Here is a 19,340-nt window from a genome sequence, read left to right on the forward strand (position 1 = left end):
GTTTTGACAGTCTGGTCATTCGGGTTGTGTTGACATGCCATCTGGAGTGGCGTGGTTGGGTTGCCTGCGCTTGATGACAATGGGTCAACCGGATTGCTGTACCCATGGATCAATCTCCTCAGTTCCTCCTCTAGCTATCCAACCCATCGCCAAGGATTTCCCAGCACTCAGCCAATCCTTCTTCTGCCGCCCAGCGGAGGTGGTGGGATCAGAGCTGGTGGGCTGCAGATTGGTGAAACTCCAGAAGGACGGCAGCTTGCTTTGGGGGGTGATCGTGGAAACGGAGGCATATGCGCAAGACGACCCCGCTTGTCACGGCTATCGCCGCCGCTCACCGCAAAACGAAACGCTGTTTGGTGAGCCAGGGCGTTTCTATGTCTATGTGAGCTATGGGATCCATCACTGCGTGAATGTGGTCACCGATCGGAGCGATTGGGCCAATGGGGTGTTGCTTCGCGCTGTTGCTATGCCTGGCGAGCCTGAACGGGTGGGTGCTGGTCCTGGGTTGCTGTCTCGGCGCTTCGAAATCAGCCGAGGCCATGACAACAGCTCCGCCTGTGGCGAGAATGAACTGTGGTTGGCCCATAGGCCCTCCGTTCTTAACAGCCCTGAGCTTGTGACCACCACGCGGATCGGAATCTCTCAGGCCCAGGATTTGCCCTGGCGTTGGTACTTGAAGGCCTCCCGCAGCGTGAGCCGGCGTGCCCGAGGTGACCGGATGCCTGCTTTGAGTCAGGCCTTCATTCCAACCCTGGAGTGCAAGCGATGAGTGGCTGGTCGCACAGGCATGTTCTCGATTTGGCTGCGTTCTCGCCTGACGACTACGCCACCGTGCTCGAGCTTGCCCATCGTTTTCGTTCGATGCCAGTCACGGGTGCTCGCAAATTACCGGCATTGCAAGGTCGATTGGTTGCCACCTTGTTTTTTGAGCCAAGCACGCGCACGCGCAGCAGTTTTGAGCTGGCTGCGAAGCGGTTATCGGCTGATGTCCAGAGTTTTTCCCCGTCCAGCAGCTCTTTGAGCAAAGGCGAATCTCTGCTCGATACAGCACGCACCTATGTCGCGATGGGTGCTGATGTGTTGGTGATCCGTCATCGCTGCACGGATGTACCCGCGCAGTTGGCCTCTGAGTTGGATCAAGCAGGCGAGCGCACCGTTGTGCTGAATGGTGGTGATGGTCAGCACAGCCATCCCAGCCAGGGCTTGCTTGATCTCTATACGCTTGCGCACCATTTCGATCCCCGCCACCCTCATCCCGAAGCATTGCAGGGCAAGCGCATCGCGATTGTTGGCGATGTGCTGCATTCGCGTGTAGCGCGCTCAAACCTCTGGGCCCTCAGCGCTTGCGGCGCGGATGTGGTGCTTTGCGGGCCGGCCAGTCTCGTGCCCGAGGCCTTTGCTGACTTCTTAGATGCTCCGCCGCCTGGGCAAGCTTCAGATCCTGTCCGGGAGCGGGGAACGGTGCAGATCAGCCGCAACTTAGATGAATGCTTGTCGGGCGCGGATGCTGTGATGACCTTGCGCTTACAACAAGAGCGCATGACCGATCACCTGCTTACGAATCTGGATCGCTATCACCGTGACTATGGGCTCACGCATGAGCGGTTGCGACGCTGCTCTTTTTCAGGCCCTGTGCTGCATCCAGGCCCTGTGAATCGTGGGGTTGAAATGAGCGGTGCCCTTTTGGACGACCGCTCGATCTGCTTGGTGGAGGATCAAGTCCGCAATGGAATCCCGATCCGCATGGCGTTGCTCTATTTAATGGCGGCGTCTGATCCTGTGGCGGATTCGTCACAGGCATCAGCGCCATCCTGAACAGGAACACCAGAAACGGAACTGGAGTAGTAATCCATGGCTGCTTTGAGTGCCGCATCTGGAGAGGCAATCGAGGGTCCGCTGCCGCTCTTCATTGGGAATGGGGAGTCTGCGGAGTCGAGACCAATGTGCTGACTTGGCATGCCTGTGAGCAGCATCGATGAGCGTTGCTGCGACAGAACAGCAAACATCCACTTGATCAACAAGGTCCAGCGATTTTCTCGATCGGGCATGAAGGCCAGGTGTGCGGCGGCCCAAACAGCCCAGCCTGGGCTTCCACTGAATTTGAAGCCACGCAGATCAGCAACAGCAGCAACACGATCCAGCACGGCCATGCTGCCGAAATCAAACCATTTGAAGTTCGGACGCTGGCTTCCACCCATGATTGCGGCGATGTCTTTGCCAACGAAGCCACCAGCTTGTGTTGCTGGGCCGGCCATCCCGGGCAGCGGGTTGCCCGTGGACGTGTGTTTGTAACTGCAGAGATCGCCAACCACTCGTATCTCTGGATGGTCTTTCACGCTGAAGTCGGATTCAACAATCACCCTCCCGCCACGATCCAATTCACAATCGATCGACCCTGCAAGGGTCTTGCCCAGGTGAGACGGTCGCACCCCAGCAGTCCAAATCACTGTTGCGGCTTGAATTGTTTGGTCGCCATCTGGAGTGCCAACGGTGACTTCTCCCGGCTGCATGCTCTGAACCCGCCCTTTGAAGAGAGTTTCTACCCCGAGAGACTCAAGAGTCTTTTGAGCAGAGGCCGACAACGACTCAGGCATCGCCCTCAGCAAGCGATCGCCCGGGTCGATCACGATGATCCTTGAATCATCAGGATTGAGCTGCTTGAACTCACGGCGCATGGCATTGCGCATTAATTCGGAGGTGGCACCTGCCATCTCACATCCGGTAGGCCCCCCTCCCACAATCACCACGGTTTGAAGGAATTTGCGTGCCGCGGGATCGGGTGTCTGTTCGGCCTGCTCCATCGCCATCAGCAAGCGGCGACGAATCTCTTGGGCGTGCTCAAGGATTTTCATCGGTGGCGCAAAAGTGCGCCATTCTTCATGGCCGAAATAAGTACTGCCTGAGCCCGTTGCCAGGATCAAGTGGTCGTAGTTGAGAGTTTTCTCGCCGAAATGGATTTGCTGCTTCTTGGCGTCTAATCCTGTGACTTCTCCCAGCAGGACTTGAACGTTGCTCTGCTTTCCCACCAGCTGTCTTAGTGGTGTCGCCACATCGCCAGGGGCTACTAGGCCTGTTGCCACTTGATAAAGAAGCGGTTGGAACAGGTTGAAATTGCGCTTGTCAATCAAGGTGACGCGCACATCGGCCTGAGCTAGCGCTTTGCAGGCCCGCACTCCAGCAAAGCCTCCTCCCACGATCACCACATGAGGGGCGTCGCGAAGACGTTCTTCGGGTGGTTCGAGTTCGAGGAAGAAATGCTCAGCAGCCATATTCCAACGAACAGCAGATCTAAAGCCAGGCTATGGATCCCATTCAAGATTGTCTGGATTTAAGAGTGCTTTAAATCAACTTGAATCCTTCCAATAAGAGGCCATAGAGCAAGCCGATGCGTGACATATCCAACAGATCACGTCCCAGATGCTTTTGCTTGTCTCGTGCCCAATGCCGCCTGGTTCGCACCATGAGTTCCCAGATCCCCACCGTGATGACAGCGGCCACTGGATCCATCAACTCCAAAGCACCTGCAACCGCTCCGATGCTGTTCCCCACAGCGAAGCTGGCTCCGAGAGCGATCAGCATCAGCGACGCCCTTCTCCAGGGGTTTACAGCCCACTGATCAAGCCTTGAGGTCGCTTCTCCGAAACTGATTTGAAGACGAGTCTTTTGAAGTCGAGCGGTCATATATGGAACCCCTCAATCATCGTGATTACAGGTTTGCCACCAACTGATCCCCATCACCCGGCCGGCAAACTGCCAAACAAATAATACTCGATTTTTATTGGTATCTTGTATAAATTGCTGGTTTTTGAGCATTTCCTGTTGAAGCAAGATTTGCTTTGGGTTAGCCACTAATTAGGGCCACTCTTTAGTCGGAATCGGCCTTCGCTTTACGAGATGATTTCCCCTCTAGAAGCTCAAGCAGCGCCTCCATCTGGGCCATGACTCCTCTCACCTCACCTGCTTCAGGGAGAAGTCCGTCTTCCATCACTCCTTGATGCATTTCTCGCAGCTCTTGGCGGATGTAACGCAGGTGGCTGACCACCTGCTCTCGTTTGGATTGCGACATCGTCTATGGGCTTAGCTGACATCCCTTTTACCGCATGGCCGTCCCGACTGACGTCAGCGACGGCCAAGCCCACCAGCCAGCGCGATCAGGCCGTAGGTCATTAAGGCGCTGGGTCTAGCCAGTGTTGAGACCAAAACAAGAACCAAAAGGCCGGCAAACAGGGGCAGTCGTCTTGTGAAGTGAGTGCTTGTCGGGAACATCAGCGAGGCTCCAGCGCCAAAGAGTGAACCTGATGAGCGCCTGTAGTCCTAACGATGAACGGCTGCTCTTCAAGGCCCCAGGCCATGGCTGTCCTTGAAAGTGGAAATCAACCTTAAGGCACTTTTCTGAGAGGCTGAAGCTCAGAACCCTCGTGCTCTTGGCCGCTGACTCGAAAGCGAAATGTTTTGGTTCTGCTCAGGGGGCTGTGGATGCCCTGATGTGGGTTGGGCGACAACGTTAAAAGCGAGAGACCAGCGTTCTCCGCTCCCCCGGAAAGGCATGACGGAATGGGGTTGCCAGGCTGGAAAAATATAAAAATCACCCGGCCTGGGAAGCACGTACTTGGCCATTCCCGTACGAAATGATTGAAGGTGATAGTCCTCAGGACCGTGAAAACAAAGCTGACCATCAAAACTTGTTCCGTTGATCTGTGAGGGCACTTTTAAAAAGACAACTCCAGAAAAACTTCCTCCATGGGTATGCATTGGGTTGTAATCACCCTCCATTTGGCAATTCAGCCAAATATCAATCAGCCTTAGCTGGTAGCGACCGGGCACCCATGGTCCACGCCCCTGAGGCGGTTGCTGGTCAATTACATGACGAATCCAGCGCTCGCAGCCTTCGAGAAGGACAGATTCGCAAAGTTCCCGAACGGCGGGTTGTGTTGGATTGAGTTCTCGTTGTTGGTTGAGCTGGCCAGCGAGGCGCTTCGAAGCGTCGGGATTAGCCCCTGGATTGTGAAGGACCTCTTCGCAATGGAGGAGCAGTTGATTGCGTAGTTTGAGCTCAAGCTCTCCTTGCACGATGGACCGTGGAAAGAGATCAATGACGTCCATGAAGGGATGGCTTAATTGATGCGTTGAAAAGGCCTGAGCTTGGATTGTTGTATTCATCCTGAGCTCAATATTTTGCTTTTCAATTCATAGGAGCCCTGACTTTAAGGGGGATGTTGCCCGGTCGTTGTTTCTGTTGCTACAGCAGATGGGGCTGCTCTGTGTTGACGCTCATTTGGCTCTTGTCGGCGAATATTGCTGCGATAAATTGTGTTTAAGCCCAGCTATTTTCGTGTTATTTTCTGGTTTAGTCAGCGACAATTTGTGAGCCAATTGCTCTTCCCGGCCTATCGTGAAGTGCAAATCATGGGCGCTGCACAATACTATCGCTAGGCGCATCTTTTTGACTTCAGTCGATCATTTAAGGCTCTTTAATGGCATGGAGACTAGGGGATTCGAACCCCTGACCTCTGCGGTGCGATCGCAGCGCTCTACCAGCTGAGCTAAGACCCCTTCGCTTGAAACTTAGCGTCACTTTCATTCTTGCCCGAGGCAGAATGGGGTCTTCGCTTCAGGGAACCAGCATGCCGATCACGCCGGAATCTCTGGACGCGTTTGATGACGACAAGGTGGCTTTGCTCGCCAAGCGCCTTGAAGACGACGACTATCCCACCCCTTTTGATGGTTTAAGTGATTGGCATCTTCTGCGTGCCTTGGCGATCCACCGACCGGAGCTCACAGGGCCATACGTTCACTTAGTTGATCAGGAACCATTCGATGAAGATTGAGGCCCCAAGGCCTCTGGAGGGGCGTCGCCTTCTCGTAGCGGCATCGGGAAGCATCGCTGCGGTCAAGACCCCTCTTCTTGTCAGTGCGTTGGTGAAGGCAGGGGCCGAGGTGCGTTGTGTCATCACCCCTAGCGCCTCACGCCTTGTCAGCCCTGTGGCACTGGCAAGCCTGAGTCGTCACCCGTGTTTGCAAGATCAGGATCAGTGGGATCCATCGCAACCTCGACCGCTGCATGTGGAGCTAGCTGAGTGGGCGGATCTTGTGGTTGTGGCTCCCTTAAGCGCCACAAGCTTGGCCCGTTGGACCCAGGGATTTGGAGATGGGTTGCTGGCCTCCTTGCTGTTGGCTTGCGAGCGGCCTGTGGTGGCGGCCTCAGCTATGAATACAGGGATGTGGGGCAATGCTGCAGTCCGTCGCAACTGGGAGCTCTTGCAACGGGATGAACGGGTGCTCTGCCTTGGACCAGAGCCTGGTTTGTTGGCTTGTGATCGAATCGGAGAGGGGCGAATGGCCGATCCCGCTTTGATTCAATTGGCGGTTCTCCATGCGCTTCAGCAAGGGAGCAAGGAACGCCAGTTGACGCGTGATTGGAGTGGTCGTTCCTTGCTCGTCACCGCTGGCCCAACGGTGGAAGCCCTGGATCCTGCCCGAATGATTAGCAACCGCAGTAGTGGACGCATGGGTGTGATGCTCGCTCAAGCAGCCCGTTGGCGAGGTGCCCGGGTTGACTTGATTCATGGCCCCTTGCAGTTGCCTGACGCCTGGCTTGAAGGGTTGTGTTGCCACCCTGTGGAGTCGGCGCAAGCGATGGAGTCGGCTCTCATTGATCTGCAGCCGGGTGTTGATGCGGTGGCGATGGCGGCGGCGGTGGCGGATTTGCGCCGTCGTGGTGGAGCGCTTCCTGAGAAACCCGCGAAGGCCGCGTTGGCCAACGTTCTTTCGGACCAAATGGAGACTGTTCCAGATCTTTTGGCCGGTTTGGCTGAGCGCCGCCCGCCTGGTCAGGTGCTCTTGGGATTTGCTGCTCTCAGTGGTCAAGCCGATTCGCTGCTGGAGCGGGCACGTCACAAACTCTCTGCAAAAAAATGCGACCTGTTGTTTGCCAACCCCATTGATCAGCCCAATCAGGGGTTTGGTTCTGATCTGAATGGAGGCTGGTTGCTCAGGCGCGATGGCACGCAGGAGCAGTGCGTGCCTCAATACAAGCTTGAGCTCGCCAATCGCTTGCTGGATGAGCTCGCCAGGCAACTGCCCGCGCTGCAAGCCCTCAATTCATCGGAGGTTGTCTCAGACGTGTGATGTTTTGAGATCGGTTTCAGTCACTGTTGAATTGGGCCGTTCAACGGTTTCAAAGTGCTCCCTTTAGGACCCACAACGCGAAGGCTTGTTGAGAGCTGCAAAAGGCTTGCCGGAACGCACGTTTTCCCCTTGTAAGATCGAAAAATCGGTGGATACCGTCTTCGTCCGGCTAATCAGCTTTCTTCTATGCGCATCCGTCCCCTGCTGGCCATGGTGCTGGCCCTCTGTCTCTTCGTTGTAACCGCCTGCAGTGGTGGTGCTGAGGCCATAGATCGGTCCAACGTCACCTATGACGACATCCGCAATACGGGCAAGGCCAATGATTGCCCCACCCTGCCTGATTCGGCACGTGGCTCCATCAGCCTTACGGCTGGCGGTGCTTATGAACTGCGTGGAATTTGCATGCATCCCTCCCAGGTGTTCGTTAAAGGCGAACCCGCGAACAAGCGTCAAGAGGCGCAATTCGTGGAGGGCAAAATCCTCACCCGCTACACCTCAAGTTTGGATGAAGTCTTTGGCGATCTCAGCGTTGGCGAGAACGGCTTGAGCTTCAGCGAAAAAGGCGGTATCGATTTCCAGCCGATCACCGTCTTGGTTCCTGGTGGTGAGGAATTCCCCTTCACCTTCTCCAGCAAAAACCTTCAAGCCACCGCTGAGGGTTCAGCACTTACAACCAGTACCGACTTCAACGGCACCTACCGCACACCGAGCTACCGCACCAGTAACTTCATCGACCCCAAGGGTCGTGCCTTAACAACCGGTGTGGACTATCCCCAGGGCCTGATGGCATTGGGTGGTGACTATGAGGAACTTGAAAGCGAAAACGTCAAGCGCTACATCGATGGCACTGGCCTGATGAGCTTTTCAATCACCAAGGTGGACCCAGAGACGGGTGAGTTTGGTGGTGTATTCACAGCGATTCAACCTTCCGACTCAGATATGGGCGGTCGGGAGATCGTTGACGTGAAGATCAGCGGAGAGCTCTTCGGCCGCTTTGAGGAGGCTTGATCTCCCCTGTTCAGTCGCATTGATTCAAAAGGAGGGCTGAGGCCCTCCTTTTTTTCTGTCTTCTGGGAGAATCTCGCCATCCCTGATCCAGACACGAATCGCCGATGACTGCCAGTTCCTTGTCCTCGCAGCGCTCCGGGGTGATTGCTCCTTACGGAGGCACCTTGGTGGATTTGATGGTGTCAGCCACGGAGCATGCCGCTCTGAAAGCTTCTGCTACCACAAGCATCGAATGTTCCGATCGCAATGCCTGTGATGTTGAGCTGCTTGTGGTGGGTGGATTCTCTCCAGAGCGAGGATTCATGCATCAGGCCGACTACGACTCCGTTGTGGCCGGGCACCGCACCACGACTGGTTACCTGTTTGGGTTGCCGATCGTGATGGATACCGACCGTGAGGACGTGGCGGTTGGAGACAAGGTTTTGTTGAAATACAAAGGTCAGGACCTCGCTCTTCTCACCGTTGGAGATAAGTGGGAACCCGACAAGGTTGTCGAGGCCAAAGGCTGCTACGGCACCACCTCGCTAGAGCACCCGGCGGTGCGCATGATCGCCACAGAGCGCCGTCGTTACTACCTCGGTGGCTTGATTCAGGGCTTGCAACTCCCGGAGCGTGTCTTCCCTTGCAAGACGCCTGCTGAGGTGCGCGCCGGTCTCCCTGACGGCGAAGACGTGGTGGCATTCCAGTGCCGAAATCCGATTCATCGCGCCCACTACGAGCTCTTTACCCGTGCACTGCACGCCCAAAACGTCAGTGAAAATGCGGTCGTTTTGGTCCACCCCACCTGTGGGCCCACCCAGCAGGACGACATCCCTGGCGCCGTTCGCTTCCAGACCTATGAACGCCTGGCCGCAGAAGTGGATAACTCGCGCATTCGTTGGGCCTATCTGCCGTACGCGATGCACATGGCTGGTCCGCGTGAAGCCCTGCAGCACATGATCATTCGCCGGAACTACGGCTGTACTCACTTCATCATTGGCCGCGATATGGCTGGATGTAAGTCCTCTCTCTCTGGGGATGATTTTTACGGTCCGTATGACGCGCAGAATTTCGCCAAAGAGTGTGCCCCTGAACTCACCATGGAGACCGTGCCCTCCTTGAATCTCGTCTTCACCGATGAAGAGGGGTACGTCACTGCGGAACATGCGGAGGCCCGAGGTCTGCATGTCAAAAAGCTCAGCGGCACCCAATTCCGCAAGATGCTTCGCAGTGGCGAGGAGATTCCAGAGTGGTTTGCGTTCCGCAGCGTGGTTGAGGTCCTTCGGGCCTCCTGATTTTTTCGATTTCTATTAACATTCCTTCATCAGAGGCGAAAAACCTTGAACAAGCGTTGGCGCAATGTGGGGCTCTACGTCCTGCTCGTAGTGGTAGTGATCGTTGTGGGTACGGCGTTCCTTGACCGTCCCGACCCTGCAACGGCAGCTCGCACGCTGCGGTACAGCGATTTTGTGGAATCTGTTCAGGAAGACCAGGTCAGCAGAGTTTTGCTCTCTCCCGATCGTGGAACTGCTCAGATCGTTGAGACCGATGGTCGTCGTGCGGAGGTCAACCTCGCTCCCGACAAGGATCTGCTGAAAATGCTGACGGATCACAACGTTGACATTGTTGTGCAGCCCTCCCGTCAGCCAGGCGCCTGGCAGCAAGCTGCGACCAGTTTGATCTTCCCGGTGTTACTGCTCGGCGGTCTGTTCTTCCTGTTCCGCCGTGCCCAGGGAGGTGGCGGTGGCGGTGGAAACCAAGCCATGAATTTTGGCAAGAGCAAGGCTCGGGTCCAAATGGAGCCCACCACTCAAATCACGTTTGGCGATGTCGCTGGAATTGAAGGCGCCAAGCTTGAGCTCACTGAGGTGGTTGATTTCCTCAAGAATCCAGATCGTTTCACCGCTGTAGGAGCAAAAATTCCTAAGGGTTGTTTGCTCGTTGGTCCTCCCGGTACAGGTAAAACCCTGCTCGCCAAAGCAGTGGCCGGTGAAGCCGGTGTTCCCTTCTTCTCGATCTCAGGTTCTGAGTTTGTGGAGATGTTTGTTGGTGTTGGTGCCAGCCGTGTTCGCGACCTGTTTGAGCAGGCCAAGAAAAATGCACCTTGCATTGTGTTCATCGATGAGATCGATGCTGTCGGTCGTCAGCGTGGCGCTGGCCTCGGCGGCGGCAACGATGAGCGGGAGCAAACCTTGAACCAGCTCCTGACGGAGATGGATGGCTTTGAAGGCAATACCGGAATCATCATCATTGCGGCAACCAACCGCCCTGACGTGTTGGATTCAGCTCTGATGCGTCCAGGTCGTTTCGACCGCCAAGTCACGGTTGATCGTCCTGATTACGCCGGTCGCCTCCAAATTCTTGGCGTCCACGCCCGCAGCAAAACGCTGTCGAAGGATGTGGACCTCGACAAGGTGGCTCGCCGCACCCCTGGTTACACCGGTGCTGACTTGGCCAACCTTCTCAATGAAGCCGCCATCCTTGCCGCCCGCCGCCAACTCACTGAGGTGAGCAACGACGAGATTAGTGATGCGATCGAGCGCATCATGGTGGGCCCCGAGAAGAAAGATCGGGTGATGAGCGAGCGTCGCAAGCGTTTGGTTGCGTATCACGAGGCAGGCCATGCCCTGGTGGGTGCACTGATGCCTGATTACGACGCCGTTCAGAAGATTTCGATCATTCCCCGTGGCAACGCCGGTGGTTTGACCTTCTTCACTCCGAGCGAAGAAAGGATGGAATCTGGTCTTTACTCACGCACCTATCTCCAGAACCAAATGGCTGTGGCGTTGGGCGGACGGGTTGCAGAAGAAATCGTCTACGGAGAAGACGAGGTCACAACGGGTGCCTCCAATGATCTCCAACAGGTGGCTTCCGTGGCCCGTCAAATGGTTACCCGTTTTGGCATGAGCGACAAGCTTGGTCCTGTTGCCCTTGGCCGTGCGCAAGGAGGGATGTTCTTGGGTCGCGACATCGCGGCTGAACGTGACTTCTCAGAGGACACCGCCGCCACGATTGATTCCGAGGTGTCGGATCTTGTTGACGTGGCCTATCACCGTGCCACCAAGGTGTTGAACGACAACCGTTCTGTGCTTGATGAGCTCGCTGAAATGCTGGTTGAAAGCGAAACTGTGGATTCTCAGGAACTACAGGATCTGTTGATCCGACGTGATGTACGAATTGCTGAGTACGTCTGATCGTCAGCAGTGGTTGATGGCTTCTTTGCGCCGTCAGCCACTCATCATTGTTTTGCGGCCCAAGGAGAGTGATCTCCTTGGGCCGTTTTTACAGTCACTGTTGTGTCATCGCCTCGATCAATTGGTTGATCTGGGTGTCCGTCACATTGAAATTGCCTGGATGGATCACTTGCGTTGGAGTGACCTGATAGCGACGATCCGTCTGAGGCATCCAACCGTTCAGCTGGGAGTGGCATCTGTCACGTCTCAACGCGGTCTCCAGGCGGTCATCGATCTCGATTTGCCCTATGCCATGTCGCCGCTGTTGGATCAGGGTCTGGTCTCGATGGCCCATCAACACAACTGTTGTCTCGTTCCTGGTGTGATGACGCCAACCGAAATTCGGCAGGCGTTGGTTCTTGGTTGCCATCTTGTGAAATTGTTTCCAGCGCTTGTGCTGGGCCTCGATTACCACCGGCAGATTTCAGCGCCGATGGGGGATCTGCCCTTCATGATTGCGGCTGGAGGTTTGACTGTGGCCGACTTGGATCCGTGGCTATCGGCTGGTTACGACGCCATCGCCCTCGGTCGCGGCGTGCTCAATACCACGGCCGCCGTCGACGACCTACGTCATTGGTTGACGTGAGTCTTATCTGCTACAGATGGGATAGTGATTCAAATTCGGATGTCTCAGTTATCCATCAAGCTGAGCGACAAGGCGGATGCTTTGATCGCGCAATTGCAGAAAGAGATCTTTAATCGTCGCCGTAAAAAGGTCACGGCAGCTGGCGTGGTTGAAACCTTGGTTGAAAGTGGTGCGCGCTCTCAGTCCGATAAGCGTTTTGCCACCTCTTGGATCAATCTGATTGAAGACATTGAGAAGGCGGCAAAGCTGGCCACTGCCCATGGAAGCAAGCCTGCATCCCTGACGGATGAGGAATGGGTGATGGTGTTGAGTCATCGCAATCGCCAAGCCTCCAAACCGCGTCAAGCCAGCAAAACAAGCAAAGCTGTGAAGGCTGCTCAGCCTGCTGCCGCCCGTACCACGACCTCAACGAAAACCAAACGAGCCGCCTCTTCCTCGCGGGTCGCCAAAGCTCGGGTGGCCAAGACAGCGGAAACGTCTACCACCTCCTTGGCGTCAGTTGGCAAACCTCGTAAGGCACGCCATGCCCGTAAGTCGAGTCCTGAGTCAACGTCGGCTCGCTCGACGGCTGGGCGCATGGCGAAAGCAGCAGCACAGTTGGCGAGCAGCAATGGGATTCAATCTCCGGCCAGAAGCTAGGGGTGGCTCAGATCACCAGAGGCTGCACTGCCCTTGCTGCCTGAGCAGGTGATCGGCGAGCACCAAGGTCACCATCGCTTCCACCATCGGAACGGCTCTTGGCAAGACACAAGGGTCGTGGCGTCCTTTGGCTGAGAGCGTGGTGGCCTCCCCTGCCGCGTTGATGGTCTGCTGCTCCTTGCGAATGGTGGCTGTTGGCTTGAAGGCCACGCGGATCACAATTGCTTCCCCATTGCTGATTCCTCCCTGAATCCCTCCGGAATAGTTCGTGGCCGTATGCAAGCTTCCGTCCTGGGTGGGTAGGAAGGCATCGTTGTGGGCACTGCCCTTCAGCAGAGTGCCTGCGAAGCCTGATCCGATTTCAAAGCCCTTGGTAGCGGGCAGTGACATCACGGCTTTGGCGAGGTCAGCCTCCAGCTTGTCGAACACGGGCATTCCCAGCCCTGTGCTCGCTTGCCGCACCACGCACTCAATCACTCCGCCGCAGGAATCTCCCTCTTGGCCGATCGCTTCAATCCGTTCAATCATCTGTTCGGCCATCCCTGGGTCAGGGCAGCGCACGATATTGCTTTCCACTTGTTCGGGTGTGACTGAGCTGGGATCAATGCTCGCCTCGAGATCGTGGATTCGCTTTACCCAAGCGATCACTTCGGTGCCATTCGCTTTCCTGAGAAGCTGCCTGGCGATAGCTCCCGCGGCAACCCGTCCGATCGTTTCCCGCGCAGAGGCCCTGCCGCCGCCGCTGCGTGCCTGGATGCCGTACTTCGCCTGATACGTGGCATCGGCATGGGAGGGGCGAAAGGCCACTTCCATGTCTTTGTAATCCTGAGGTCGTTGGTCCTTGTTGCGCACCACCATCGCAATTGGTGTGCCCAGGGTGACCCCATCCAGTAATCCGCTCAGAATCTCAACCTGGTCTGCTTCTTTCCTCGGTGTGGTGATACGACTTTGACCAGGCCGTCTGCGGTCGAGGTCGGCCTGAATGGCTTCAAGGTCTAACTCCAGCCTGGGCGGGCAGCCATCCACGATCACGCCCACGCCTCCACCATGCGATTCCCCAAAGGTGCTGATCCGAAATAGTTCTCCGAAGCTGCTGCCCATGGGGCCTCCCTGCTGGGATGAGCGTAATCAGTCGGGTTCAATCTTGAGCTGTGGCCTGCCCTAATCAGAGCTCAGAGCAGATCAGGTAGCGCTGCCGTTGGACGTTCGCTGTCTGGAAGATCTCTGAGCATGGTGAAATCTTCAAAGCTGAATCCAGGCCCAACACAGCAACTCACAAGGCTGTAAGGACCTTCAGCCTTAGCGGCCTGCCAGTGATCCGCTGGAATCACCTGAACAGGGTTGTGCATCGACAACACCTCTCGAGTGGCCTGATCAGCCTCCGGCTTGAGGCACCACAGACTTAGGGGTGCTCCTTGCAGATGGGTCCATACCTCATCGGCATGGCTCACCCTGTGCCAGCGGCTAAGCGATCCTGCATCCAAGAGGTACAAGATCGTGCTGATGGCGCAGCGCTGTTGCTGATCAGGTCGAACCACGAGCAAAGAGCTCCGATGCAGCTCGCGATACCAGCCACCCTCAGGATGCGGTTGCAGCTTCCATTCCTCAACCAGCTTTTCAACGACTTCAGCTGGGTTGCGTTCATTCATGAGCTTCATCCTCCTCCCTTGTGATCACGAAGCAGGCCTAGGCAGAGGCTTTTGGTATGGCTTGCTTCAAGCCCATGCTCTGCTCAGCCTGAATGGAACGGGCAAAGCTCATTCATGCCGCTGCGGCAGGACGTCTAGGTGGACAGGCCTTTAGGGGGCGACGGTAATGAGTTCGTGGCGTTCTGTTGGGCGCTGCAATGGTGTTTCGTTGCTGGCCTGCTTCGGTGAGGTCTGCTTGTAAGCGCTCGGTGCAGCACAGCAACCTCGACCAGCTCGGCAGCTGATGGGCCACAGGCGCCACCATCAATTCCTCCACTTTGGGACGCAACAAGGTGGCGAAGCTTTGGACCGCAAGCTCCTCGCTGTGTCGGTTGTATGGCAGACGATTGATGGTTGAATCCAAGCCAAACTGCTGAACACGGTCTTCCCCGACCCGTCGGAACAGCACTTCAAGGGTTGGGATCTGGTCTGCAGACAACATCCGACCTTCATGCTCCATGAGCCCACGAAGCACCGTGGCAAAAATTTCACCGGCCATGCGTTGCAAGCCTTCGGAAGGAGCATTGCCAAGTGTTTTGTGCTTGTGATCAAACAGTCCAAGATCCACTTGGGCGATGCGTCGAGGAGCTACATGGCGATACACCTCTGAAAGCAAACCGATCTCGAGTCCCCAGTCGGAGGGAATGCGCAAATTCATGGCCAGATCTCTGGTGAACGCGAACTCGCCGGCTAACGGGTAGCGGAAGGATTGGAGATAGCGCAGATATGGCATCGGGCCAAAGATCTGCTCCAGGCTGGTGAGGAGTGGACCTACGAAAAGGCGAGTTGCTCTGCCATGGAGAGTTTGGGTCTCGAGCGAAAGGCGGCTGTAGAACGCTTTCACGTAGGCCACACCGAGCGAGGGATCCAGCAACGGTCGCAGCATTCTTTGGGGGTAGGCCGGTGAAAAGGTGCGGATGTCGGCATCGAAGAGTCCAACGATCTCCGCGTTTCTGCAAGCCACACCAAGCCCTTGCCAAACAGCCCAGCCTTTGCCAGGTGGTCCGGTCACGTTGAGGCCGAGGGTCTGAAGTGACTGCAGTGATTCGGCAACGGCAGGACCATTCGTCCAGTGCACGCGCACAGGGAATGGCATGTCAGAAAAGAATGCTTCCGCTGCAGCGACGTCGTCGCTGTTATCTGCGGATAGTGCGATCACGAGTTCTTCTAGGCCGCTTAGTTCTGACAGAACCTCACGGATCAGTCCGAGCGCAGGACGGCTGAATTCCTCCATCAGGCAAGGGATCAACAAGGATGTTGGCCGTTGACTGAGCTGACGGCGAAAGTCTGGGAGATCCAGTTTCCCGAGGCCATAGTCGTGAATCGTGGCGATTAATCCCTGCTGAAAATCCATGCGGTGATCAATGCGACAACAAGTTGTGGAGCTCTGTTCCATACCATTTGCAATTGGCAAAGGCATGGTGTCGAAGCAGTTAATGGCGCATGAGTGGTTGCCATCGCTTCTGACGGAGCTCTATGAACACCATTCTTCTGAGGATCTCAATCGCTTGTCGTCGCAATTGCTGCATTCCGAGCGGTCTAGGTCAGAGAGGCCGTTTCAGAGTCGCTTGATCCTGGGTCTGCAGACGCAAGGACAGATGCAACGGCAAAGGGTGCGCGTTGGGATTCCTCGAGTTGTGTGTTGATTGCCTACGCCGATACGGTGAGTGCCCATGATCAGCCGGGGCTCCGTTGTTTGCAGGCCCTACTGCACGAGCATTTCAGCGGTCTCTCAGCGGTTGTGCATGTTTTGCCCTTCTTGCGCGCAACCAGTGATGGAGGGTTTGCCGTTGCCAGTCATGAAGAGATTGCCCAACGCTTTGGTGATTGGAATGATTTAGCCGCGTTGGCGGAAGGTCGCCAGTTGATGGCTGATTTGGTCCTCAATCACATTTCAGCGTCTCACCCCTGGGTTCGGGCTTTTCAGAAGGGAGAGCAACCTGGAGCGCAATGTGTGTTGGCTGCTGCTCCCAACCCTTGTTGGGACAAGGTGGTGCGTCCACGTAGTTCCGCTCTCTTCACCACTCTGGCGACAGATCGGGGGCCAGAAACGGTCTGGACCACGTTTGGGCCCGATCAAGTGGATGTGAACTGGCGAGAGCCTGAGGTGTTGCTGGGATTCACACGCCTGCTCGATCTTTTTTGCAGTTATGGCGTCCAATGGTTGCGTCTGGATGCCGTGGGGTTTGTTTGGAAGCAGCCCTTTAGTGACTGCATCCATCAGCCTCAGGCCCACCGGTTGGTGGAAGTGTTGCGCCTTCTCTTGGAATCGCGATGTCCTCAGGGAGTGGTGGTAACGGAAACGAATGTTCCCGAGCAGGAAAATCTGTCTTATTTGACCACTGGTTCAGAAGCGCACCTCGCCTATAATTTTCCCTTGCCTCCGCTTGTCCTCGAGGCCTGTCTCAGTCGTCGTGCTGATCTGCTGAACGACTGGCTAGCGCGTTGGCCTCAGCTCCCACAACAGACAGGGCTGCTCAATTTCACGGCCTGTCACGACGGGATTGGTTTGCGGCCACTTGAAGGTTTGATGGAATCCGATCGATTGCTTCAGTTGCTGCAGCAATGCGAGCAGCGGGGTGGTTTGGTGAGTCACCGGCGCTTGGCCGATGGACTGGAGGTTCCCTATGAGATCAACATCAGTTGGTGGAGTGCCATGGCGGCTCCAGGGCGGGATCCATCACACCATCAACGCGCGCGTTTTTTGTTGACGCAGTTGCTGCTGTTGACGTTGCCCGGTGTGCCTGCGTTCTACCTGCCGGCATTACTGGCAACTCCGAATGACAATGCTCGCTTTCGCATTAGCGGTCATCGGCGCGATCTCAACCGTCCTCAGTTTCAACTCGACCGTTTAGAGCGATTATTGGCGGATCTCGAAAGCGATACCAGTCAGGTGGTGGCGGCACTGCAACAAGCGATGGCTGTCCGTCGTGGCCAGGCGGCGTTAGATCCCTTTGCCCCGATGACGGTCCTGAGTCAAGGCCGCTCTGATGTGGTGATTTTGCGGAGGGGGGAAGGGGCAAGCACTCTGTTTGCGATTCACAATTTCAGTGATGTCCGCCTCAGTTTCCCCTTGAGCACCCTGGCTGATTCCTCAGGATCTGTTTGGCATGACGTGTTGACCGGGCATTCTTTCGTTGCGGGCCAAACGGCTCTCGACCTTGAGCCATTTGCTGTGCATTGGTTGATTCGATGAACAAAACAGATTCTCTGAACTCAATCCCCTGGTGGGTCGTGACCGATCTCGATGGGACCCTGATGGACCATGCCTACAACTGGGAGCCGGCACGGGAGGCGATCCGTGGCTTGCAGTTGCAGGGAATTCCCGTGATCCCGTGTACGAGCAAAACGGCGGAGGAGGTGAAAAGTTTTAGGGCTGCAGCTGGGTTGAAGGATCCGTTCATCGTTGAAAACGGAGGGGCTATTCATGGGCAAACCAGTGATGGCGAGCCATGGGAGCTTGCGCTGGGATGCCCTGTGGCCGAGCTTCGTCCGGTTCTGCGAGAGCTTGCGCAGTTGCTTGGTGAGCCGTTGCAACCCATTGATGCGCTCTCGGATCAAGAGGCGTTGGAATTTCTTGGTCTGCAGGGCGAAGCGCTGCAGCTGGCTTGTCAGAGGCGTTGGAGTTTGCCCTTTGTGCCCCCTTCTGCGTCAGCGCGGCAACGCTTGCCAGATCTCGCCAATCGGCTTGGTTTCGCTGTCGTTCAGGGCAACCGTATGGGTCACCTGCTCGGCGCAGAGGTCAGCAAGGGTCGAGCCCTTGAGGTTTTAAAGCAGCGCAGTGGTGGCTCTCCAGTGCGGGTGCTCGCACTGGGTGACTCTCCCAATGACCAGCCCCTCCTAGAGGCTGGTGATCTCTCTGTTGTTGTGCCTGGTGCGAATGGCCCCCACCCGGTCTTTGCTGAAGCCATTGCTCAAGGCCGCTACCAGTTGGCGCCTGCTTGCCATGCGCAGGGCTGGGCAGAGGCGGTCTTTCAGCACGTTCTCAACGCACAGTGCTGATGCTGAACACTTCACTCTTTTCTTCAAAGATCCAGTGAAGATCTCCCTTGAACGGGAGCAGACTTGATCAGAGACACGATCAAGCACGGATGACAGCGATTCAATGCCGATACACCGGTGACTTGCACTGCACGGCTCAGCACGGTCCCTCGGGCACCGTCCTTAAGACCGATGCACCAACTGATCATGATGGCCTTGGCGAAAGCTTTTCGCCGACTGACCTACTGGCGTCAGCCCTTGGGACGTGCATTTTGACGATCATGGGGATCGCCGCACGGCGTCGCGGCTGGGACCTCGTTGACGCCAACGTCATCGTTGAAAAAACAATGACAAGCGAGGGACCGCGCCGCATTGAAAGCCTTCAAGCTCAGATCAGCCTCCCTGTTGCCCTTAGCCAGGAACAAAAGGCCTTGTTGAAGCGGGTCGCGAATGATTGCCCCGTGAAACGAAACCTCGACGCTTCAATCACGATTGACTTGATCTGGAGCGACGCAAGTCCTAAGGCTCTCTAGTTGATTGATCAACGCCATCCAGGCGAGGAGATTTTGATGAGACTCCAATTCATACCGATTCACGTCTTTCGCGAAACACCGTCTGTCACCTTTTTCGATGCAGGTGTGTCTGGCACCAATGGAACCGATGTTGTTGTTCACCGGGGTGCAGCGACGTCACCACCCGATGCGAATGGATTTCAGCAGTACTACGTCCACCAGCATCAAGTGGATCACAATTTGGTGCTTGAGGGACAGCGCACTTTCGTTCTGTTGAACCCTGCTTGGGATCAGTCCCATCACGTCATTCATTTGATCCGGGAGATGGGTGCGCTTCAGATTCCTGTAGGCACCTATCACCGCTCAATATCTGGTGAAACGGGGAGCATCGTGTTGAACCAATCTCTGCGCGATTCCCAGTTTGATTTCAAGACCGATTTCATTCCCGTGAGCTTGGAGGTTCGAGAAGATCTCCGTCAGGCACAAGCCTCTGTTCCATGGATATGGAGTTGGAAAGACGGCAACATTTGCCGTACTCACTGAGCCATCACAACAAAAAAGCCCCCACCTTTCGGCGGGAGCTTTC

At 56.1% G+C, this 19,340-nt stretch carries 21 protein-coding genes and 1 tRNA gene; 13 read left to right on the forward strand and 9 right to left on the reverse strand.

Annotated elements, in window-relative coordinates; all coding sequences use genetic code 11:
• Positions 1 to 34 precede the first annotated feature (34 nt).
• Positions 35 to 769 carry a DNA-3-methyladenine glycosylase gene (locus SynPROS91_RS01680; protein WP_370586778.1) on the forward strand — a complete coding sequence of 245 codons (735 nt, stop codon included), beginning with the start codon at positions 35 to 37 and terminating at the stop codon, positions 767 to 769.
• Entirely contained in the window at positions 766 to 1,815 is a 1,050-nt protein-coding gene (locus tag SynPROS91_RS01685; protein ID WP_186517867.1) for an aspartate carbamoyltransferase catalytic subunit, read from the forward strand. Before SynPROS91_RS01680 ends, SynPROS91_RS01685 begins: the two co-directional genes overlap by 4 nt.
• On the opposite strand, the gene SynPROS91_RS01690 is transcribed toward SynPROS91_RS01685, so the two are convergent.
• The 6 genes from SynPROS91_RS01690 to SynPROS91_RS01715 all read right to left on the reverse strand — a co-directional run bounded on the left by SynPROS91_RS01690 (position 1,755) and on the right by SynPROS91_RS01715 (position 5,553).
• Positions 1,755 to 3,269, reverse strand: coding sequence for an NAD(P)/FAD-dependent oxidoreductase (locus SynPROS91_RS01690; protein ID WP_186517868.1), 1,515 nt, complete (start codon positions 3,267 to 3,269; stop codon positions 1,755 to 1,757). The two genes, SynPROS91_RS01685 and SynPROS91_RS01690, sit on opposite strands and share 61 nt — an antisense overlap.
• Before the next feature lie 70 nt (positions 3,270 to 3,339).
• Positions 3,340 to 3,681 carry a DUF565 domain-containing protein gene (locus tag SynPROS91_RS01695; RefSeq protein ID WP_186517870.1) on the reverse strand — a complete coding sequence of 114 codons (342 nt, stop codon included), beginning with the start codon at positions 3,679 to 3,681 and terminating at the stop codon, positions 3,340 to 3,342.
• A gap of 184 nt (positions 3,682 to 3,865) precedes the next feature.
• Positions 3,866 to 4,066, reverse strand: a complete 201-nt coding sequence (locus tag SynPROS91_RS01700; protein ID WP_006853639.1) for a hypothetical protein — start codon at positions 4,064 to 4,066, stop codon at positions 3,866 to 3,868.
• 53 nt (positions 4,067 to 4,119) lie between these two features.
• The gene (locus tag SynPROS91_RS01705) at positions 4,120 to 4,266 is read right to left on the reverse strand and encodes a hypothetical protein (RefSeq protein ID WP_186517872.1); all 147 of its coding nucleotides are present in this window, start codon (positions 4,264 to 4,266) and stop codon (positions 4,120 to 4,122) included.
• Between the two features lie 141 nt (positions 4,267 to 4,407).
• The gene (locus tag SynPROS91_RS01710; RefSeq protein WP_186519303.1) at positions 4,408 to 5,103 is read right to left on the reverse strand and encodes a putative 2OG-Fe(II) oxygenase; all 696 of its coding nucleotides are present in this window, start codon (positions 5,101 to 5,103) and stop codon (positions 4,408 to 4,410) included.
• Between the two features lie 377 nt (positions 5,104 to 5,480).
• Positions 5,481 to 5,553, reverse strand: a tRNA-Ala gene (locus SynPROS91_RS01715).
• Between the two features lie 44 nt (positions 5,554 to 5,597).
• Here SynPROS91_RS01715 and SynPROS91_RS01720 point away from each other — a divergent pair.
• The 7 genes from SynPROS91_RS01720 to SynPROS91_RS01750 all read left to right on the forward strand — a co-directional run bounded on the left by SynPROS91_RS01720 (position 5,598) and on the right by SynPROS91_RS01750 (position 12,573).
• Positions 5,598 to 5,828: a DUF2555 domain-containing protein gene (locus SynPROS91_RS01720; RefSeq protein ID WP_186517874.1), complete on the forward strand. Its 231-nt coding sequence runs from the start codon at positions 5,598 to 5,600 to the stop codon at positions 5,826 to 5,828.
• Positions 5,818 to 7,128 (forward strand): bifunctional phosphopantothenoylcysteine decarboxylase/phosphopantothenate--cysteine ligase CoaBC, encoded by a 1,311-nt coding sequence (coaBC, locus tag SynPROS91_RS01725; protein ID WP_186517875.1) that lies wholly within the window; start codon positions 5,818 to 5,820, stop codon positions 7,126 to 7,128. Before SynPROS91_RS01720 ends, coaBC begins: the two co-directional genes overlap by 11 nt.
• Before the next feature lie 186 nt (positions 7,129 to 7,314).
• Positions 7,315 to 8,136 (forward strand): photosystem II manganese-stabilizing polypeptide, encoded by an 822-nt coding sequence (psbO, locus tag SynPROS91_RS01730; RefSeq protein ID WP_186517877.1) that lies wholly within the window; start codon positions 7,315 to 7,317, stop codon positions 8,134 to 8,136.
• Between the two features lie 104 nt (positions 8,137 to 8,240).
• Positions 8,241 to 9,410, forward strand: a complete 1,170-nt coding sequence (gene sat / locus SynPROS91_RS01735) for a sulfate adenylyltransferase (protein WP_186517879.1) — start codon at positions 8,241 to 8,243, stop codon at positions 9,408 to 9,410.
• A gap of 45 nt (positions 9,411 to 9,455) precedes the next feature.
• Positions 9,456 to 11,309: an ATP-dependent zinc metalloprotease FtsH3 gene (gene ftsH3, locus SynPROS91_RS01740; RefSeq protein WP_186517881.1), complete on the forward strand. Its 1,854-nt coding sequence runs from the start codon at positions 9,456 to 9,458 to the stop codon at positions 11,307 to 11,309.
• Positions 11,284 to 11,934 carry a bifunctional 4-hydroxy-2-oxoglutarate aldolase/2-dehydro-3-deoxy-phosphogluconate aldolase gene (locus SynPROS91_RS01745; RefSeq protein WP_186517882.1) on the forward strand — a complete coding sequence of 217 codons (651 nt, stop codon included), beginning with the start codon at positions 11,284 to 11,286 and terminating at the stop codon, positions 11,932 to 11,934. Before ftsH3 ends, SynPROS91_RS01745 begins: the two co-directional genes overlap by 26 nt.
• A 39-nt stretch (positions 11,935 to 11,973) precedes the next feature.
• Complete coding sequence (locus SynPROS91_RS01750) at positions 11,974 to 12,573, forward strand: hypothetical protein (protein WP_186517884.1); 600 nt, start codon at positions 11,974 to 11,976, stop codon at positions 12,571 to 12,573.
• A gap of 12 nt (positions 12,574 to 12,585) precedes the next feature.
• On the opposite strand, the gene aroC is transcribed toward SynPROS91_RS01750, so the two are convergent.
• The 3 genes from aroC to SynPROS91_RS01765 form a co-directional block, all read right to left on the reverse strand.
• The gene (gene aroC, locus SynPROS91_RS01755) at positions 12,586 to 13,674 is read right to left on the reverse strand and encodes a chorismate synthase (protein ID WP_186517891.1); all 1,089 of its coding nucleotides are present in this window, start codon (positions 13,672 to 13,674) and stop codon (positions 12,586 to 12,588) included.
• A gap of 71 nt (positions 13,675 to 13,745) precedes the next feature.
• Positions 13,746 to 14,222, reverse strand: a complete 477-nt coding sequence (locus SynPROS91_RS01760) for a cupin domain-containing protein (RefSeq protein WP_186517893.1) — start codon at positions 14,220 to 14,222, stop codon at positions 13,746 to 13,748.
• A 112-nt stretch (positions 14,223 to 14,334) separates the two neighbouring features.
• Positions 14,335 to 15,615 carry a glycosyl transferase gene (locus SynPROS91_RS01765; RefSeq protein ID WP_186517895.1) on the reverse strand — a complete coding sequence of 427 codons (1,281 nt, stop codon included), beginning with the start codon at positions 15,613 to 15,615 and terminating at the stop codon, positions 14,335 to 14,337.
• Between the two features lie 285 nt (positions 15,616 to 15,900).
• On the opposite strand from SynPROS91_RS01765, the gene SynPROS91_RS01770 reads away from it, so the two are divergent.
• The 4 genes from SynPROS91_RS01770 (at position 15,901) to SynPROS91_RS01785 (ending at position 19,297) form a co-directional block, all read left to right on the forward strand.
• Positions 15,901 to 17,457 (forward strand): alpha-amylase family glycosyl hydrolase, encoded by a 1,557-nt coding sequence (locus tag SynPROS91_RS01770; RefSeq protein ID WP_255439862.1) that lies wholly within the window; start codon positions 15,901 to 15,903, stop codon positions 17,455 to 17,457.
• The gene (locus SynPROS91_RS01775; RefSeq protein ID WP_186517897.1) at positions 17,454 to 18,263 is read left to right on the forward strand and encodes an HAD-IIB family hydrolase; all 810 of its coding nucleotides are present in this window, start codon (positions 17,454 to 17,456) and stop codon (positions 18,261 to 18,263) included. The genes SynPROS91_RS01770 and SynPROS91_RS01775 overlap by 4 nt, the downstream gene beginning before the upstream one ends.
• 89 nt (positions 18,264 to 18,352) lie before the next feature.
• The gene (locus SynPROS91_RS01780; protein ID WP_186517905.1) at positions 18,353 to 18,775 is read left to right on the forward strand and encodes an OsmC family protein; all 423 of its coding nucleotides are present in this window, start codon (positions 18,353 to 18,355) and stop codon (positions 18,773 to 18,775) included.
• 36 nt (positions 18,776 to 18,811) lie between these two features.
• Complete coding sequence (locus tag SynPROS91_RS01785) at positions 18,812 to 19,297, forward strand: hemagglutinin (protein ID WP_186517907.1); 486 nt, start codon at positions 18,812 to 18,814, stop codon at positions 19,295 to 19,297.
• Positions 19,298 to 19,340: the final 43 nt, after the last annotated feature.

The organism is Synechococcus sp. PROS-9-1 (assembly GCF_014279775.1).
Lineage (GTDB): Bacteria > Cyanobacteriota > Cyanobacteriia > PCC-6307 > Cyanobiaceae > Synechococcus_C.

Bases quoted from the DNA above. Each gene is read 5' to 3' on its own strand.
- SynPROS91_RS01680 (WP_370586778.1), top strand. From the start codon at position 35: ATGCCATCTGGAGTGGCGTGGTTGGGTTGCCTGCGCTTGATGACAATG.
- SynPROS91_RS01685 (WP_186517867.1), top strand. From the start codon at position 766: ATGAGTGGCTGGTCGCACAGGCATGTTCTCGATTTGGCTGCGTTCTCG.
- SynPROS91_RS01690 (WP_186517868.1), bottom strand. From the start codon at position 3,269: ATGGCTGCTGAGCATTTCTTCCTCGAACTCGAACCACCCGAAGAACGT.
- SynPROS91_RS01695 (WP_186517870.1), bottom strand. From the start codon at position 3,681: ATGACCGCTCGACTTCAAAAGACTCGTCTTCAAATCAGTTTCGGAGAA.
- SynPROS91_RS01700 (WP_006853639.1), bottom strand. From the start codon at position 4,066: ATGTCGCAATCCAAACGAGAGCAGGTGGTCAGCCACCTGCGTTACATC.
- SynPROS91_RS01705 (WP_186517872.1), bottom strand. From the start codon at position 4,266: ATGTTCCCGACAAGCACTCACTTCACAAGACGACTGCCCCTGTTTGCC.
- SynPROS91_RS01710 (WP_186519303.1), bottom strand. From the start codon at position 5,103: ATGGACGTCATTGATCTCTTTCCACGGTCCATCGTGCAAGGAGAGCTT.
- SynPROS91_RS01720 (WP_186517874.1), top strand. From the start codon at position 5,598: ATGGGGTCTTCGCTTCAGGGAACCAGCATGCCGATCACGCCGGAATCT.
- coaBC (WP_186517875.1), top strand. From the start codon at position 5,818: ATGAAGATTGAGGCCCCAAGGCCTCTGGAGGGGCGTCGCCTTCTCGTA.
- psbO (WP_186517877.1), top strand. From the start codon at position 7,315: ATGCGCATCCGTCCCCTGCTGGCCATGGTGCTGGCCCTCTGTCTCTTC.
- sat (WP_186517879.1), top strand. From the start codon at position 8,241: ATGACTGCCAGTTCCTTGTCCTCGCAGCGCTCCGGGGTGATTGCTCCT.
- SynPROS91_RS01745 (WP_186517882.1), top strand. From the start codon at position 11,284: ATGTACGAATTGCTGAGTACGTCTGATCGTCAGCAGTGGTTGATGGCT.
- SynPROS91_RS01750 (WP_186517884.1), top strand. From the start codon at position 11,974: ATGTCTCAGTTATCCATCAAGCTGAGCGACAAGGCGGATGCTTTGATC.
- aroC (WP_186517891.1), bottom strand. From the start codon at position 13,674: ATGGGCAGCAGCTTCGGAGAACTATTTCGGATCAGCACCTTTGGGGAA.
- SynPROS91_RS01760 (WP_186517893.1), bottom strand. From the start codon at position 14,222: ATGAATGAACGCAACCCAGCTGAAGTCGTTGAAAAGCTGGTTGAGGAA.
- SynPROS91_RS01765 (WP_186517895.1), bottom strand. From the start codon at position 15,615: ATGGATTTTCAGCAGGGATTAATCGCCACGATTCACGACTATGGCCTC.
- SynPROS91_RS01775 (WP_186517897.1), top strand. From the start codon at position 17,454: ATGAACAAAACAGATTCTCTGAACTCAATCCCCTGGTGGGTCGTGACC.
- SynPROS91_RS01780 (WP_186517905.1), top strand. From the start codon at position 18,353: ATGACAGCGATTCAATGCCGATACACCGGTGACTTGCACTGCACGGCT.
- SynPROS91_RS01785 (WP_186517907.1), top strand. From the start codon at position 18,812: ATGAGACTCCAATTCATACCGATTCACGTCTTTCGCGAAACACCGTCT.